Consider the following 17,585-nt stretch of genomic DNA (forward strand, 5'->3'; position numbering starts at 1 on the left):
AGCATTACGCATGACGAGTAAAAAATAAAAGAGCCATATGGCTCTTTTATCATACATCTACACGATCAGGCTCTATTTCAACGTGATCTGATACGTTGCTGTAGTACCACTGACTTCATTCCCTACAATCAGTAAAGGCATACCCGTTGGAGATTCTTTTGCTGAAACAAAGGTTAATCCTTCAGGACCTAAGTCTCCTGCCTGACCTGCCTCGATATCGGCAGTGGTTGCATCAAGTTTTCGTGAATGAATATATTGCACAAATTGGGGTTGGGCAGGATTGGAGATGTCATATACCATCACGCCTCCAGCTCGTTCTAAACCAATAAATGCATAAGTTTTCTGACCGATTTGACCTATCACCACGCCTTCTGGCTCTGGGCCTTTATTGTCACTACGATTATCGATCCCTGCTTCTTCATGGTTTGCATTAAAGATCTCAGGATGGTGCTGAGCAATATATTGTTCAAAATCATCACCCGAATCCCAAACCAGCTCTAATCCTGTTTGTGCATCATTTTCTGTCCAAATACTGACAGATCGTGCCCCGAAGCTATATAAATGATCATAAACCAAATTGCCTCGAGCATTGAGTTTAGGTGTGCCATTAGTATTCTTTTGATAACCTTCAGTCCAAGTGATATTCAAACGACCAAGCATCTTGTCTTCACGGCATCCTTTAGCATCTCCATCGATCGCTCCACAATATGCAAAATGCAGAGGATTCAATTCAGCACCTTTCGCCAGTGCTCTTAATTGTGGTGGCAGATCTTCCCCTTGTCGTCTATCGAAACCATCTTTATGGACTAGATGCTTCACACGCCATTCTTCAACAAAACCCTTTTTAATATTACCTTGAGCACTCGGATTATCCTTTAATTTTTCTCCCCAATATTCAGGATCATCTTCACCCCAAGCACGAGCATCCCCTTCATTGGCAGTGACAATATACGTTTTACCATTGACTTCGTAACTTGAGATCGCATCTGGCATATATAAGCCACGAACATGCTGCCAAGTTTGAATATTGATCTTCGCAAGACCATTTTCACCATCGGCATCACTGACATCTAAACCATGACCTTGTAAGCCATGATCTTTAAAACCGAGCGGATAAACAGCCATGACTTTGGCATTTAAAACATCCACCTTAGCTAAGGCATTATTTTCCTGTAATGCGACCCATGCAATTTTGCCATCTGCGCTGAGTGTGATGTATTCAGGTTCAAAATCTTGCGCTACTGTTGCATTTGGACCATAAATTCGCACACCTTGATTACGTAATAGCTGTGCTTGACTGTTAAAGGCTTTGAAGTCAGCTGTTTTTGCAACTGGTTTGTTCAAATTTGAGAGATCAATGATTGAAATCGAACCTTCGGGATCAATCGCATAATCATGAGATGGCTCTCCTTCATTCGCCACCAATAAGGTTTTACCATCTGCACTAAAGGTCAGCATATCGGGTAGAGAACCCACTGGAACTTGGGCAATAAAGCTCGAATCATTGGCATTAAAAAGTGCCACGATTCCTGGATCTGTTTTATCTTTGGCTTGTACAGCCAAGGCAACAATTCCATTTTTTACAGCAACACTATTTACTTCTGAGTCTGTTAAATATGATTTAGCATCTAAAGAGCCAATCCATTTAGGTTGCTGAGGTTGGCGATAATCAAAAATATCAACCACGCCTTCTTTTGCGTTTACAACAAACAATCTTTGGCTTTGTGCATCATAGGCAGGTATCTCTGCTGCGCTGACCGCAAAACCACGACTGTCTGTACGACTGAGATAGGTGAGTTCAATCGATTCAGGCGTAATATCTGGTACTGATGTGATATTGTTAGTGTCATCATTGCATGCCCCTAGCCCCAATGCACACATTGCGATCACAAGTGCGTTAGACTTTAGCTTCATTTTTTTAATCGTCTTATGATGTTGTTGGCAACAACTCTATGACCATGCGATGACAATGCTGTGACCATTAGATTGCAATTTTGTTGCAAATCCTTCGTAAATAAACCACAAGTGATACTGAGAAACTGTTTTAAAATATTAACTTACTAATATGATCCTACAAGATGAGCAGCACAGCACACCAACCCTTACAGCCTGAGTTTAGATTATTGGTGTTTTTGGTTTCGATCGGCTTTTTTATGCAAGGTCTAGACACAACTATCATCAATACTGCGATTCCTGCAATCGCTCATCACCTCAATGAAGATCCTCTACACATGCATAGTGTCGTGGTGGCTTATGTATTGTCAGTCGCAGCCTGTATTCCACTCAGTGGTTGGCTGGCTGACCGATTTGGTGTCCGAAATGTTTATTTTTCTGCAATTATCATTTTCACTTTGGCATCGCTCGGATGTGCATTTTCTTCTAATTTAAATGAGCTTTTATTTTTCCGAGTGATTCAAGGGATTGGAGGTGCTTTACTGCTTCCAGTTGGGCGTCTTGCAATGTTGAAAATCATTCCTAGAACCCAATTCCTTGCAGCCATGTCTCTGATGAGTCTTGCAGGTCTGATTGGCCCCTTAATCGGTCCTACTCTTGGCGGATGGCTAGTGGAGTACGTGACTTGGGAGTGGATTTTCTTAATTAATATTCCTATTGGACTCATTGGAGTTTTTCTCACATTTAAAGCCATGCCAAATGTGACCGAGACCCATGTTGCTAAATTTGATTTTTTTGGCTTCTTGTTATTAGTCATCGCGATGGTTGGCTTAAGTTTAGGGATTGAAAATTTTGCTAGCCCCTATCTTCCACTATGGTGGAGTATTGTTCTTATTGTGTTTGGTTTATCTGCAAGTGCTTGGTACATGGTGCATGCCCATACCCACCAAAATGCTCTATTTCGTGGGAAACTATTCAAAAATCAAATTTTCGCGATTGGTATTGTAGGCAACTTTTTTGCCCGCTTAGGCGGCAATGCGATGCCTTTTCTTATCCCCTTAATGCTACAAGTTGCTTTTGGTTTTGAACCATTTATTACCGGTTTACTTATGATTCCAACGGTATTGGGTTCACTGGCATCAAAACCGATCATTCGCCAAATTATTCAACGATTTGGGTATCGTCGGGTGTTATTAGTCAATACCTGCCTTATTGGCTTATGTATTGCAAGTTTTGCCCTCACCTCAGCCGAAACACCTTTATGGCTAAGAACATTACATTTCTTCATTTTTGGTATGTTGAACTCACTGCAATTTGTTTCTATGAATACGCTAACCTTAAAGGATTTGCCTCAACAAGATGCTAGTAGTGGTAACAGTTTTCTCTCGATGATTATGATGGTGTCCATGAGTATTGGTGTAGCGCTTGCAGGTACACTGGTCAATGTATTCACCGCTTATCTTGGTACTGCACAAATGCAACAGGCCTTCCAATGGACATTAATTTTAATGGGCTCAATTAATATTATTACCATGTTTATTTTTTGGAAAATTCCGAAAGAAATGGATGATGACTAATGAATATGGATTCTAGATACTGTCGCTACCATTTACGTTTATTCGCGTTATGATATTAATCATATTTCGCACCAATCTTTAAGTGCTCATGAATTCAAAAAATAAGCAGCATATCTATTCGCAGAAGATTATCTTGTGGACCTCCCTTTTAGGTGCAGCCCTGATCGCACTCATGGTCGGATTATTGAGCTTTTTCTTTTTGCCGTTTCAACCAGCAACAGCTCAAGAGTATCCAATCAAAGGATTTGATGTCTCACATCATCAAAAAGAGATTCGCTGGTCGCAAATTCCAAAAAAGGAATATCAATTTGTCTACCTCAAAGCAACAGAAGGTGGCGACTTTAAAGATCGAAAATTTCAGGATCATTGGCTTAAAGCACGCGAGCATGGTTTTAAAGTCGGAGCGTATCATTTCTATCGACTTTGCCGTGATGGAAAAGTTCAGGCATTAAATTTCATTGATTCTGTGCCACGTAAAGAAGATGCCCTTCCCCCAGTCATTGATTTGGAATACGACAGCAATTGCATCAATACCTATAGCAAAGAACAACTGTTACATGAAATCGATGTTATGCACGATTTGCTGCATCAACATTATGGCAAACAACCTATCTTTTATGTTTCTAAAGCCTTCTATAACATCGTACTTGCGGGTGCTTTTACGAATACCCCACTCTGGGTACGTGAATACACCTCTCAACCTGAATTAAAAGACAATCCAGATTGGATCTTTTGGCAATACACCAATAAAGGTAAAATTAAGGGTATTTCTACACCAGTGGATTTGAATGTATTTAATGGCGATCAAAACGACTGGATAAAATTTCTAAAATTAAATCAAATTGAGCCATAAATCTTAAGCAGTCAGTACGTTACAACTAAAGAGATCTAACTAAAAAATAGAGTGCAACTTGGCTCAAGCAAGCGAGTTACGCTTTATAAGGATGACATGATGTCGCTTAAAAAAGGGATTTTAACGGTGGTTAGTCTTTTGGCTGTCACGCTCATGGCTGCGTTTTTTTATTTATGGCAACCATCAGGAAAGCTCTCCGAATTTAATCAATGGAAGGCTAAAATAGACCAACCCGTCAGTGAACAAAAATTAAATGTTCGTTTTTTTGGCGTTTCCACATTGCTATTTGATGATGGTAATTCACAAATTCTAATTGATGGTTTTTTTAGTCGACCGTCTCTCATGACCATTGCTTTACAACGCCTTTCCAGTGATCAAACACTGCTTCACAATATGATTCAGGACCATGAGCTTAAACGCCTCAAAGCCATATTGGTGACCCACAGTCACTATGATCATGCTTTGGATATCTCAGTACTCGGAAGTTCACTCCCCAAAACTCACATCATTGGTTCGTTGAGTACATTAAATATAGCACGAGGCGGCAAAGTGCCTGAGCATCAATTGAAACTGGCTGTGCCTTTTCAAGCACTACAATTGGGTGCATTTCGTATTACGCCGATTCTCTCACAACATACGCCACCTACAGCAGTGAACAATGATTTAGGTGAAGAGATTCTGCATCCACTGCCTCAGCCAGCACGTTTTTATGAGTTTAAAGAAGGCGGTAGCTTTGACTACTTGATTGAGCACAATAATCACAAAATTTTAGTTAAAGCCAGCACAGGTGCACTTCCTAATCAATTTCAGAAGTTAAATGTAGATGTCTTGTTTTTAGGAATTGCTCAGCTTTCAAAACAATCACCCGAGTTTCAACAACAGTATCTCGCTGAAACCATTGATCAGTTACAACCGAAAGAAGTCATACCAATTCATTGGGACAATTTCTTTAAACCACTTTCACAACCTTTAGAGTTTCTACCACGAATAGCAGATCATTCTCCGAAAAGCCTACAACTCGTGATTGATCATGCACAGCATCAAGGTCGAAAGGTGACTTTACTGACGGAGCCTTACGCATACCCAATAATCAGCTCAACGATGCCTTAATTATGGGTTAAAATTAAGGCATCTCATGATTGATTGAACATTTTGCGAAAGATAATTCATATCGATATGGATGCTTTTTACGCTTCTGTGGAGCTTAGAGAGCGTCCAGAATTACAACACTTACCTGTGGTCATTGCATCTCATCACCCACGGGCCGTCGTTGCAGCAGCATCATACCCAGCTCGTGAGTATGGCTTACGTTCGGCCATGTCGATGACACAAGCCAAAAAACTTTGCCCACAAGTGATCGTCATTGAGCCAAATTTTTCTAAATACCAACATGTGTCAGCTCAAATTCATAAGATATTTCAAAAATATACCAGCATCATCGAACCCTTATCGCTGGATGAAGCATATTTAGATGTCACTGAAAACTTACAACAGATCCCAACTGCCACAGAAGTTGCAATGTACATTCGTGATGAAATATTTCAGTATACTGGATTGACCGCTTCAGCAGGCGTTGCACCAAATAAGTTTTTAGCCAAAATTGCATCTGATTGGAATAAACCGAATGGCATTTGTGTGATCAAACCCAATCAGGTGCAACAGTTTATCTATGATCTTCCACTCAAAAAAATCCCTGGTGTAGGAAAGGTCACACAGGAAAAATTAAAAGCTTTGCAACTCGAAACACTTGGGGATTTACAGCAGGTCGAAGAAAACTTTCTCACTCATCATTTCGGAAAATATGGCAAACAATTATTTCTCTATGCTCAAGGGATCGATGAGCGACCTGTTCAAAGCGAACGCCAAAGACAGCAAATTTCTAAAGAAACCACGTTTGATGAAGATCTTTTTTTAAACCAATGTGATCAATTTTGGACTTCACTGCTTTCTCGTGTTTGGCAAAATCTTCAAAACAAAGAAATGATCGCTAGAGGTATCAGCGTCAAACTCAAACTTAAAAATTTTCAAGTTTTACAACACTCTAAAAGCTTTAAACAACCTTTCAATCACATACAGGATTTGCAACTGGCACTCAAATTATTGTTAATGGAAATGAATATTCCTGATGAATATCAGTTTAGACTCATTGGTGTGGGGGTGTATCAACTTTCAGAAAAACAACAAGACACTCAACTCAATTTATTCGGATTGTAAATTTCGTCTAGTTTTCATGCAAAAGAACAAAATTAAGTCAATTTTTTTCGCCTTTTTTTTCTTTTTAGAGTAATCTAATCGTGCAATACATTTACCCATGTGTCTGCTGAGATGTTGTTAGAAGACCTATATCTAACACATTTGTCCTGTGATTGGCGTGACAATCCATCCGAATATTACAGGGCACTCTAATCTGAATGGGTACAATGTCTTTTTTCTCCAAATATTTCTGATCTCCTCCCATAAAAATAAACTTTCAGAGATACAGCAATTAAACCGAATTCATAGTTCCAATTCCCCTATACTTTCTAAATCCTATACTGCGTTTCATAATCTATATTTATATCTATAAGGGATGAGTTTTATGTCTGTTCAACGTTTACACGTTCAAAAACGTTTTTCTGAGGTCGCTATTTTTGGTCACTTCGTTCATCTGGCAGGTCAGTTAGCAGAAGACACGTCGCTCGACATTCGTGGACAGTCACAACAAACCTTTGACATTATTGACCGTTTATTGGCTGAAGCAGGTACAGATAAAAGCCATATCATGTCTGTGACAATTTATCTAAAAGATATTGAAAAAGATTATGCAGCATTCAATGAAGTTTGGGATGCATGGGTTTCTGATATTCAAGCTCTACCGCGTACATGCGTAGAGGCTAAACTGTATCATCCCGATGTTCTTGTTGAGCTAACGGTAATTGCCGCGAAACCTTGATAAAAAAAAAGCATGCCTGAGCATGCTTTTTTATTTCAAAGATGATTAGCTAAATGCGCGAATATCTGCCAATCGCCCAGCACTATACTTTTCTAATTTATGCTCAATCACGGATTCATCTCCCCATTCAATTGGCATTTCCTCAGTGTATTCATCCAAAAAATCACGTCTTAACTGCACATATTCTGGGACAGCATGGTAAGAGATCACTTTGTATCCCGCTGTTTCAAGTAATGCATTTTGAAACTGTAAAGTATGTCCACGTTTGAATGAAAATTTATCTTCTAAACTGACAATGGCAAGAACTTTACAATCCTTATTCATCACCACAAAATCAGCAAACATTGACTCATATTTACGGCGTGTACGCGGTAACTTTGTGGTCAGTAAGGCGTCAAAAGAGACATGTGCCAAAATATGCGCATTTGGCATGATTTCTTTAAGACGATTGAAAGTTACTTGCTGATAGGGGCTAAACACTGCTCTTTGACGGAGCATGCTATCAGAGGGTTGTTGATGCTTTAATCCTTTATAAGCAATGAACAACACCACAGCGAGTATGATCACACTCGCGATGATCATGATATCCATGACTAGTATCCTTATTTGAATTCTTATCGTTAATTTCTTTTTTAAACTACTTCAAAAAACACAACTTTTATTATTGTTTCATTATGCTGATGTTATACATCGCATAGTCCAAGTGAAAAGCGCTTCAGACCAAGCTTATATTAAACATGTTCTGCACTTATTGGCTATAGTTTAAAACATGAACCACATCACACTATTACATAATTGTTGGACAATGATGAAAATTTCATTTGAAGATAATACAATATCACCTGAAATGAAAAACTCAAAACCTCACTAAACTACTAATTTAAATGATTATTTTAAAACAAAAAAGAGACTTACCCAAATCAAGCCCAATATTCCGATAAAATGAGCATCATCGAAAATATTGTATAGAAAATGTTCAAAAAAGGACGCCGCAGCGTCCTTTTAAAAGAAATTATCATTTATGCACGAGACTTGGGTTTGGATTTACCCTTAGGTTTCCCCTCGCCAAAAGGTTTTTTGCGATCTCCAGTCTCACGTGGTGGCAAACCAGTGTGCTGTGTCAAGATTTGGCCTTTCTTCGGACGATTATTTTGTCCTTGTGATTGACCACGATTAGCAGTTTGACCCGTACGTTTTTGTGAATCACCTGCAACAGTTGAATTTTTCTTACGTGCAGATTGATATTGACCATCCGTGCCCTGAGGCTGATACGTCGGAATCAAATGTTGCTTAGAATTACCAATTAAGTCCTGACGACCCATTTCTTTCAAAGCTTCACGCAGTAAAGGCCAGTTATTTGGATCATGGTAACGTAAGAAAGCTTTATGTAAACGGCGGCGTTTTTCACCTTTTACAATGTCGACATCTTCAGTATAACGTGCCACTTTCGCAAGCGGATTTTTACCGGTGTAGTACATGGTGGTCGCAGTTGCCATTGGTGATGGATAGAAGGTTTGTACTTGGTCAGCACGGAAACCATTCTTTTTCAACCAAATTGCAAGGTTCATCATGTCGTAATCGGTTGTACCCGGATGCGCCGCAATAAAGTAAGGAATAAGATATTGTTCCTTACCTGCTTCTTTACTGAAACGATCAAACATCTGCTTAAAGCGATCATACGTCCCGATACCCGGCTTCATCATTTTATTGAGCGGGCCTTTTTCGGTATGTTCAGGTGCAATTTTTAAGTAGCCACCGACATGATGCGTGACTAATTCTTTCACATATTCAGGGTTCAAAACTGCAAGGTCATAACGTAGACCCGAACCAATCAAAATCTTTTTAATACCCGGTAAAGCACGAGCTTTACGATATAACTGCGTAAGAGGTGCGTGATCAGTATGCAAGTTTTGACAAACACCTGGGAACACGCACGATGGCTTACGACAGTTCTTTTCAATTTCTGGATCTTTACATGCCAAACGATACATATTGGCTGTCGGACCACCTAAGTCCGAAATAATGCCTGTAAAGCCCGGCGCCGTATCACGAATCTTTTCAACTTCACGTAAGATCGACTCTTCAGAACGGTTTTGAATAATTCGACCTTCATGCTCCGTAATCGAACAGAAGGTACAACCACCGAAACAACCACGCATGATGTTCACAGAGAACTTGATCATGTCAAACGCTGGGAAACACGCATCGCCATAAGATGGATGTGGTAGACGTGCATAAGGCAAGTCGAACACATAATCCATTTCTTCTGTGGTTAGTGGGATTGGCGGTGGATTAATCCAGACATCACGCTCACCATGCTTCTGCACGAGTGCGCGCGCATTCCCTGGATTGGTTTCTAGATGCAAAATACGGTTTGCATGGGCATAAAGCACTGGATCATTGGCAACTTCTTCAAAAGAAGGTAGACGAATCACAGCCAATTCACGTGGTGGCAACTTATGCTTAATCGCCTTAGATGATGGCTGTAACTGCACGATTTGCGTATCTGCATCCAAATTGTCGCCTTCACGAACAATCGGATTGCTGACCACTTCTTTTTGGAAATTCTGATACTGCGTTAAGCTGTTGCCTTTGTCTTTCTCAATTTCACAGCCATCAATATCTTCGGTCATCACATATGGATTGATGATTGGATCAACACGGCCTATGGTATCGACATCATTTGATGCGATCTCAACAAATTTAGCTTTCGCTGCACGGTTATGCTTATTAATAATAAATGCAGTACCACGAACATCAGTAATGTCTGTAATTTTTTCGCCTTTGGCTAGACGGTGCATCACTTCAATGATTGAGCGTTCACCATTACCATACATCAATAGATCGGCTTTTGAATCCATTAAAATAGAACGACGAACTTTGTCAGACCAATAGTCATAATGCGCGATACGACGTAATGAACCTTCGATACCGCCTAGCAGAACAGGAACATCAGGGAACGCTTCACGACAACGTTGACAATAGACTGTTGCTGCACGGTCAGGACGTTTATTCGGTTGGTTATCTGGAGAATAAGCATCATCTGAACGGATCTTACGGTCAGCCGTATAACGGTTGATCATAGAGTCCATGTTACCTGCCGATACGCCCCAAGCAATATTTGGTTTACCAAGTACACGGAATGCTTCAACATTCGTCCAGTCTGGTTGGGCAATAATACCAACACGGAAACCTTGCGCTTCAAGCACACGGCCAATGATACCGGTTACAAATGATGGATGATCGATATAAGCATCACCACAAACAAAAATAAAGTCACAACTATCCCAACCGAGTTGGTCCATTTCCTCGCGTGACATCGGCAAAAAAGGCGCGGGTTCAAAACAAGACGCCCAATATTTGTCGTAATCAAACAACGCTTTTGGCGCAGTCTGAGCGGTATAAGCAGTAGACATGGCTAGCAATTCTCGGCTGGCAGATGGAAGATCAAAAAATAGATCAAAGATGAAAGCCGATCATTTTACCATGAATTCAACTCAACTTGCTTGATTAAAAAACAATCAAATACAACTGCTTAAATTTTCTATTCATCACTGATGACCTAAGACCTATTTCTGTACATTTAACATACAACCAAATCTAAACAAAAAATAATATGCATTTAATTTCAGTAACTTGAGCTTAGCAATTGACTCGATTCCTTTACGATTGATGATTTGGGTAATAAACAAAGTTGCTTTTCATTTTTATAGTGTTTGAAAAAAACGAAAGGCGTTTAATCGTGCTCAAAATAATACTCACAACCGTTGCCACCATGATGGCTTTATTAATTTCCAATTTGGCTTGGACTCAAACTAAAATTCCACAGTCTTACCAGCAACAAGCAGCTTGGCAACAATTACAACAAAGACTCCCTTCGAAATTTCGACTCAATGACCAAAACAAACCACATGAGTACTACTGGAGTTGGAATGATTACCGTGTACATGTCGATGCTTATCCCAATACTAAAGCGCCAGCCAAAGTCATTTTATTACATGGCGTAGGTACAAATGGTCGTCAGATGAGTTTAATTCTTGGGCGTCCACTTGCCCAAAAAGGGTATGAAACCTTCGCATTGGATTTACCCGGTTATGGTCTGACGCAATACCCTTCAAAAAAAGAAATTCGTTATGATCATTGGGTGAAATTGGTCAATGATTTTGTGAACGAACAAGCGCAAAAAGATGATCGTCCTATTTTCCTTTATGGACTCTCAGCAGGTGGAATGCTCACGCTACATGTGGCCATGCAGAATCAACATGTCGATGGCATCATCGGAATGACCTTTCTCGATCAAGAATTTAAAGACGTTCAAAAAGGAACTATGCGTTTTAGTGCTCTAAGCCCTGTTCTTTTGCCGAGTATGAAAGCAGTAGCACATACCCCTTTGAAGCAAATCGCCTTACCTATGTCCTTGGTATCAAAGATGTCAAAACTCACCAATGACCCTGAAGCCTTACGCATCATGCTGGCTGACAAGACATCCGCAGGTAATAGCATGAGCGTGGAGTTTTTAAACAGCTATATGCATTACCAAAAACCATATCCTTTGACTCAGTTTAATCAAGCACCTGTGTTACTGACTCAACCTGAACAGGATCAATGGACTCCTTTAAAATTGAGCCAACCTGTTTTGACACAGTTGAAAGTACCTTATCGTGTGATGACTTTACAAAATGGTGGGCACTACCCTGTTGAGCAACCTGCATTAGATCAGCTGGTAAAATACAGTGATCAATTCATTCGTGAAAATATAAAACGCTAAATTGATCTATTGAGCGATAAATGAATCACTTAGACAGTTTTGTAAGCATTTTCCTACAATCATCTCTTCTATTGTCGGCTATGCATATCAACGTCACTGCACTATTCTTAAACCATCAGGAAACAGGAAGTTTCCCAAACAAAAAACAACAATAATAAGTTTGAGCATCAGGACGTGAGGTACGACAGGAGTTATACCTACAAGCAGCCGATACGAAGAAAAGCCCATCAGGAAGATGGGCTTTTCTTTTTCTTACACATAGAATTTTTTAAGCACACTACACGTTGTCACGCTTGTAAAACAATTATTCATCATGCTTTTTCGCTTTCACAACACTTTCATGAATTCCATTTGTTAATTTTAAAGTGTGTCACGCAACAACTCTGACTGTAATTTCCAAAGTGCAAGCGACTTATGCTGTTCCTACAAGACGGAATATCCTAGTGCAAACCGCTTACATACAAAATTTTAAAGATTGAGGATGTGAACATGGCAAAAGCTTTATTTATTACTGCAAATTTTGGTGTTGAAAAAGATGAATTAATCAAACCCTTAGCATTTTTAAAATTAAAAGGGATTGAAACCTATCATGCTGCTGAAGAAAAGAAATCTGTTCAGACTGTGGTTGGGGATCAAGAGCCTTCAGATCAAGTTCAACCTGACATAAGCTTTGATGAAGTCAATGCAAACGACTATGACATCCTGATTATTCCTGGGGGAACGGTGAATGCGGATAACTTGCGAATTCATCCACAGGTTCAAAAATTGATTCAAAGTTTTGCTGACCATCAAAAACCAATCGCAGCTATTTGTCATGCGCCTTGGACATTAATTGATGCACAACGTATCAAAGATAAAAATTTGACGTCTTATAAGTCAGTAAAAATTGATTTAGAAAATGCAGGCGGTAAATGGGTCGATGAAGAGGTGCATCGTTGTAATACGGGCGGTTGGTCGCTCATCACTTCACGTTGTCCTGATGATATTCCTGCATTTAATGAAGCCATTTATAAAGAATTGACGCAGTCTTAAACGATTAAAACCCCTTTTTAGGGGTTTTATTTTGCATGTTTTACAGACTTTTTAAGTAATCTACGATTTCTTGCTCGCCTGCCATTTCAGCGAGTTCTAAAGCTGTAAATTGACCTTTGTAAGCAACATTTGCACCTTTTTCGACTAGCAGTTGTACTACATCTAAGTACCCGTTCTCTGCGGCTGCTTGAAGTGCGCTATAACCTTCATCATCAATTTGGTTTACATCAGCTCCGTTATTTAAAGCTGTTTCAACTTCTGTGATTTCGCCTAATGAAGCCCAATAGATGAGTTCAGGAAGATGAAGTTCGCTATTATCTTCAGGGATTGGGGAGATGGAGCTGAAGTTCATAATAATTCCACTATGCAAGATTAAATTTTACCTTCTTACCTTACGATGTTTATATAACAAAAAATATTGCTTAGCATTAACTTTTGTAGATTTCCCTTCTATCGGATAAACATTTTAAGTGTTCATCTAATGTTTTTTTATTGTGACTCTCTTGCACATTTGACAGACTTACAATTGTAGATAGACACATTGTAGTAAAAGGTAAATTAGGATTAGTATTCTGATATGACTTGGATAAATGTTTAAAAACTATTTTCTCTAATTGTGATGAATAATTTTCTATAAGCTCTTTCTTCAAAGTATTAATAATATTTAGTACCTCTTCTCCATATTTTATACTTTCTTCTCTTGTTGGTATGACTCCTTTATGAATAACTAAGTTCCTAAAATTTACCATTTTGTCTGATAAAACTACAGGCAAAGAGTTAAAATGATTTATCCATAAAAATAAAAAAGCGCCAAACTGTCTCTCAGATTGGCTAGCCACTTTTTTCCAGCCTTGATCTATTGCTTGCTCATCACAAGACTTACTTAAAAGCACTTTAATTGTAAACTCATAAAATCGCTCTAAACTAGCTGCAAAAGAAGATACAGCTTCACGATAATATCCATCTAAAATTGCATTTGCTCCTATTTCATATAACACCTCGAATTTCATTTGCTGAAGTACTGTTATAGTTTCATGGCCTTTGGGACAAGTTATTGAATAAGCACCTTGTTCGGTAAAATCTACAACTGCAAAGTTATTAGATGGGAAGCCTTGTTCTTTTAAACACTCCATACATGACAAAAATAATTTCACAACTCCCCCTCCATATATCTTTAAAAAATTTTTCAATTAATCATAAATAGAAAAATTAAAAAAATAAAAGCCCCCTTACGGAGGCTTTTAAATCATTCAATTATTTAAGCTTTGGCAATACTTGGCTGACTTGAACCAATCTTTTCAGATTCACTTTCATTCATAATCAGAGCCACTGCAATTGCGGTAATCAACACAGGTAAACCTACTGCCATAAAGTTAAAATGCGCTGGTAAGTTCATCCCAAGTAAGCCGCCAATCAAGATTGGACCTACAATTGCTCCCATACGACCAATCGCAGATGACCAGCCAATCCCTGTTGAACGAACTGCCAATGGATAGTACTGAGCTACGTAGCTATATAACAACATCTGTGAACCAATCGATGCAGCACCTGCCAAGAACACCAAGATGTAAAGTAACAGCATATTCGACTGGAAGCCCATTAAGCTCATCACAATCGCACCCATTAAACCTAAGAACATCAATACTGGTTTTAAATGGTAACGGTCGGCCAAGATACCACCGCCAACGATCCCCACTACCGCACCAACATTCATGACCATCATGAACATCAAGCTATTATCCATTGAGTAGCCCGCAGCCATCATCAATTTTGGCAACCAGCTGCTGAGTGCGTACATGGTTAATAAGCATGTAAAGAATGCAACCCAGAACAACAATGTATTTACAGCGCGTCCTCGACGGAACAAACTGACAACAGTTGCCGATTCAGGCTCATCTACTTGATCCAGCTCGAAAGTTGTATCTTTCTCAACTTTTACTTTAGGTTCAATCTTCGCCACGATTTGACGAGCTTCTTCCTGACGATTTTCTTTTACGATGAAAGTTAAAGATTCAGGTAAGAATTTCCAAATAATTGGAAGTAAAAGTAATGGAATACCTGCGATAAAGAACATGATTTCCCAACCAAAACTTGGTGTAAACCATGAACCTAATAATGCAGCCATCACACCACCTACCGCATAACCACTAAACATAGTAGTTACCAAGGTGCTACGCATTTTTTGAGGTGCATATTCTGAGGTCAAAGCCACAAGGTTTGGCATAACACCACCAATCCCTAAACCTGCCAAGAAACGCAAAATACCGAACTCAGTTGGATTGGATGCAAAACCACCCGCAAAGGTTAATCCACTGAATAAAATAATACAGATCATAATGACTTTTTTACGGCCAATCTTATCTGCTAAAGAACCAAAAATCATTGCGCCAAACATCATCCCTGCAAGTGCAGTACTTGCGAGCATGCCTGCTTGAACAGCACTTAAACCCCATTCATCCATCAATAATGGTAAAACTACGCCATTAATTGCTAAGTCATAACCATCAAACAGGATAATGAGTAAACACCAAGCGACAACATTGAAGTGAAATGGTGTGAATTTAGCATGGTCAATAATTTTATTGACGTTCATTGCTTGCTGTGACATTCCTCACCTCCTGTGAGAGATCGTATTTCAATAATCTTTAAGCACGATCCAACCAACTTTGAATTTAATTGTTGTGAGCGACGCATCAAAATCGTGTGCTTAAAGTCTGTGAGGTAAATTTCACATAATTCTGTGTTAATAAAAATTGAACGTTAGTCTAAAATCCAATCAAAATTAGGCTTTTTATCTAAATATCGCATTAGACCAAAGTTAGTTTGACTTATGAAAATCAGTCTTTCCATCATTTTATTGGTGAGTAATGATGATATCTCACTCAAATACGAATTTATTAAAGTACTTATTTCATTATTATATTTTTCACTTAATTTAATAAAAAACCTCATAGATCAAAATCCATGAGGTCTCGAACAATTAATATAACTTTTTGTCTAATTTAATCTGAATAATTTCATTATCATCTGCAAGTTTTGCATTACGTCCACTTGAACCTGGAAAATTATTGTCATTCAACACTGTGATTAAATCAGGTCCTTCAATCACAATATCTTCAATGGTAAAGAATGGAAAACCGAAACGCTCACCCGTCATAATATCGCCCTCACGTGGCATACCATATAATAAATTTGGATTCGCAATATCCATTAAATTGACCAAGTCAGTCTTATTAACCAACTGCTTCGGTTCATTCAGTTGTATGCGAACTAATTTCTTAAAACCACCAATATTATTTTCAGTATCATCACGCTCAATCACAACACCTTCATTTTGACTAAATAACTGGAAATCACCAATTGCTGTTGCTTTAGGGTCGAGCTCAAAATAGTAATGGTCATTTGTATATGCTTTTTTAGCAATATCAAATTTTGAAATTAATAAATGTCTTTGCACATTCTTGCTTAATGGTTTTTCCAGCATTGGATATAAATATTGACCATCTGGAGAAATAGCCATGCCTTCAAATCCACCACTTCTTTTCACGAGCGCATTTTCTATTTCAGCCGCACTTTGATGAAGTTGATTTTGTGGAGATCGAAGCTCTTCTCCTTCTTTTTCAGGATGAGGCAATGCAATCGGAGCACTCTTTAAAACACCATCAGCACTAAAATGCAGTAAAAATGGACCGAATTCATCTCCGATCCAAATATCGCCATTTTTATCACGCTGTATAGATTCCGGATCAAAATCAGCACCTGTTAAAAGTCGTTCTGGCGTACTCTCATTGACAATTTTGAATGGTACTAACTTATTCGGATCACGAAGCTGTATATGAGACAGTACTTTAACGTTATTTGAGTTGGTCTTAGCAGTTCTAAAATCTACTGAAATATTATAAAGACGTAATAGATAGTCTGCTGAGTTATCTTGTGCCCCAAATCCATTATCAGACATTACAAGATACGTTCCATCAGCATTTTTTAATGCCCCAGAAAATCCTTGAACTGGCTGACCTTTAAACGGTGGATAAATACCATTTGCACCTTTAACATAAAGTCCCGAATCTGGTCCATCGGCATAGGTAGCCACATCAAGCTTTGCAAATGAAACAAGTGTAGGTTCCTTTATCTGATTTTGTTGATTTGAGGTAATCTTATCATCAGAATCATTACAACCGCTAAGGGCTAAAAATGACAATAGTACTGTGCTTAAAAGTGTCTTGTTCATAAATCCATATGTATCACTTAATTAAGGACTCATGATTAAACGGCATGATGGTGTCATTCCTCTGACAGATCAATGAAGATTTGATGAAGGCTTTTATTATTAGTTCCTCACTATATAAAAATCTTTATCAGTGAGTTCTAAAATACATTTCCCTTTATATTTGTATTTATATCTTTATTTCAATTTTTATATATAAAAAAACACCCCCTTGTATTGAAGGGGGTGTTTAGAATAATGAGCTGGCGATGACTTACTCTCACATGGGTAACCCCACACTACCATCAGCGCTAAGAGGTTTC

14 protein-coding genes are annotated in these 17,585 nt (G+C 38.7%); 7 read left to right on the forward strand and 7 right to left on the reverse strand.

Going from position 1 to position 17,585, the window contains the following annotated elements; genetic code table 11:
• Positions 1-72 precede the first annotated feature (72 nt).
• Positions 73-1,914 (reverse strand): choice-of-anchor I family protein, encoded by a 1,842-nt coding sequence (locus tag AC1M9K_RS10135; RefSeq protein ID WP_481589188.1) that lies wholly within the window; start codon positions 1,912-1,914, stop codon positions 73-75.
• A 164-nt stretch (positions 1,915-2,078) separates the two neighbouring features.
• Here AC1M9K_RS10135 and mdtD point away from each other — a divergent pair, with 164 nt between their 5' ends.
• From mdtD to AC1M9K_RS10160, 5 genes are all read left to right on the forward strand, one after another.
• Positions 2,079-3,470, forward strand: a complete 1,392-nt coding sequence (mdtD, locus tag AC1M9K_RS10140; protein ID WP_179998909.1) for a multidrug transporter subunit MdtD — start codon at positions 2,079-2,081, stop codon at positions 3,468-3,470.
• A gap of 88 nt (positions 3,471-3,558) precedes the next feature.
• A complete protein-coding gene (locus tag AC1M9K_RS10145) occupies positions 3,559-4,323 on the forward strand; it encodes a glycoside hydrolase family 25 protein (RefSeq protein ID WP_481589189.1) in 765 nt (254 codons plus the stop codon).
• Between the two features lie 99 nt (positions 4,324-4,422).
• The gene (locus AC1M9K_RS10150; protein ID WP_481589190.1) at positions 4,423-5,433 is read left to right on the forward strand and encodes an MBL fold metallo-hydrolase; all 1,011 of its coding nucleotides are present in this window, start codon (positions 4,423-4,425) and stop codon (positions 5,431-5,433) included.
• Positions 5,434-5,475: 42 nt separating this feature from the next.
• Positions 5,476-6,537, forward strand: a complete 1,062-nt coding sequence (gene dinB / locus AC1M9K_RS10155; RefSeq protein WP_481589191.1) for a DNA polymerase IV — start codon at positions 5,476-5,478, stop codon at positions 6,535-6,537.
• A gap of 364 nt (positions 6,538-6,901) precedes the next feature.
• A complete protein-coding gene (locus tag AC1M9K_RS10160; RefSeq protein ID WP_481589192.1) occupies positions 6,902-7,255 on the forward strand; it encodes a RidA family protein in 354 nt (117 codons plus the stop codon).
• A 45-nt stretch (positions 7,256-7,300) separates the two neighbouring features.
• Here AC1M9K_RS10160 and AC1M9K_RS10165 read toward each other — a convergent pair whose 3' ends face one another.
• Entirely contained in the window at positions 7,301-7,846 is a 546-nt protein-coding gene (locus AC1M9K_RS10165; protein ID WP_179998914.1) for a DUF2726 domain-containing protein, read from the reverse strand.
• Positions 7,847-8,274: 428 nt separating this feature from the next.
• Positions 8,275-10,671 carry a YgiQ family radical SAM protein gene (locus tag AC1M9K_RS10170; protein WP_481589193.1) on the reverse strand — a complete coding sequence of 799 codons (2,397 nt, stop codon included), beginning with the start codon at positions 10,669-10,671 and terminating at the stop codon, positions 8,275-8,277.
• A 326-nt stretch (positions 10,672-10,997) separates the two neighbouring features.
• On the opposite strand from AC1M9K_RS10170, the gene AC1M9K_RS10175 reads away from it, so the two are divergent.
• Together AC1M9K_RS10175 and AC1M9K_RS10180 are read left to right on the forward strand one after the other, a co-directional pair.
• Positions 10,998-12,023: an alpha/beta hydrolase gene (locus AC1M9K_RS10175; protein WP_481589194.1), complete on the forward strand. Its 1,026-nt coding sequence runs from the start codon at positions 10,998-11,000 to the stop codon at positions 12,021-12,023.
• A 489-nt stretch (positions 12,024-12,512) separates the two neighbouring features.
• On the forward strand, positions 12,513-13,055 hold the full coding sequence (locus AC1M9K_RS10180; RefSeq protein ID WP_481589195.1) for a type 1 glutamine amidotransferase domain-containing protein: 543 nt from the start codon (positions 12,513-12,515) through the stop codon (positions 13,053-13,055).
• Positions 13,056-13,095: 40 nt separating this feature from the next.
• Here the strand turns inward: AC1M9K_RS10180 and AC1M9K_RS10185 are convergent, their stop codons facing one another.
• The 4 genes from AC1M9K_RS10185 to AC1M9K_RS10200 all read right to left on the reverse strand — a co-directional run bounded on the left by AC1M9K_RS10185 (position 13,096) and on the right by AC1M9K_RS10200 (position 17,286).
• Entirely contained in the window at positions 13,096-13,407 is a 312-nt protein-coding gene (locus AC1M9K_RS10185; protein WP_481589196.1) for an ankyrin repeat domain-containing protein, read from the reverse strand.
• A 76-nt stretch (positions 13,408-13,483) separates the two neighbouring features.
• A complete protein-coding gene (locus AC1M9K_RS10190) occupies positions 13,484-14,209 on the reverse strand; it encodes a hypothetical protein (protein ID WP_481589197.1) in 726 nt (241 codons plus the stop codon).
• 104 nt (positions 14,210-14,313) lie between these two features.
• Positions 14,314-15,663, reverse strand: a complete 1,350-nt coding sequence (locus tag AC1M9K_RS10195; RefSeq protein WP_092767403.1) for an aromatic acid/H+ symport family MFS transporter — start codon at positions 15,661-15,663, stop codon at positions 14,314-14,316.
• Between the two features lie 372 nt (positions 15,664-16,035).
• Entirely contained in the window at positions 16,036-17,286 is a 1,251-nt protein-coding gene (locus AC1M9K_RS10200) for an esterase-like activity of phytase family protein (protein WP_481589198.1), read from the reverse strand.
• Positions 17,287-17,585 lie beyond the last annotated feature (299 nt).

The sequence above is a fragment of the Acinetobacter sp. 24-47-67 genome, assembly GCF_056779735.1.

Coding starts and splice junctions, on each gene's coding strand:
- AC1M9K_RS10135 (WP_481589188.1), bottom strand. CDS start 1,914: ATGAAGCTAAAGTCTAACGCACTTGTGATCGCAATGTGTGCATTGGGG.
- mdtD (WP_179998909.1), top strand. CDS start 2,079: ATGAGCAGCACAGCACACCAACCCTTACAGCCTGAGTTTAGATTATTG.
- AC1M9K_RS10145 (WP_481589189.1), top strand. CDS start 3,559: ATGAATTCAAAAAATAAGCAGCATATCTATTCGCAGAAGATTATCTTG.
- AC1M9K_RS10150 (WP_481589190.1), top strand. CDS start 4,423: ATGTCGCTTAAAAAAGGGATTTTAACGGTGGTTAGTCTTTTGGCTGTC.
- AC1M9K_RS10160 (WP_481589192.1), top strand. CDS start 6,902: ATGTCTGTTCAACGTTTACACGTTCAAAAACGTTTTTCTGAGGTCGCT.
- AC1M9K_RS10165 (WP_179998914.1), bottom strand. CDS start 7,846: ATGGATATCATGATCATCGCGAGTGTGATCATACTCGCTGTGGTGTTG.
- AC1M9K_RS10170 (WP_481589193.1), bottom strand. CDS start 10,671: ATGTCTACTGCTTATACCGCTCAGACTGCGCCAAAAGCGTTGTTTGAT.
- AC1M9K_RS10180 (WP_481589195.1), top strand. CDS start 12,513: ATGGCAAAAGCTTTATTTATTACTGCAAATTTTGGTGTTGAAAAAGAT.
- AC1M9K_RS10185 (WP_481589196.1), bottom strand. CDS start 13,407: ATGAACTTCAGCTCCATCTCCCCAATCCCTGAAGATAATAGCGAACTT.
- AC1M9K_RS10195 (WP_092767403.1), bottom strand. CDS start 15,663: ATGTCACAGCAAGCAATGAACGTCAATAAAATTATTGACCATGCTAAA.
- AC1M9K_RS10200 (WP_481589198.1), bottom strand. CDS start 17,286: ATGAACAAGACACTTTTAAGCACAGTACTATTGTCATTTTTAGCCCTT.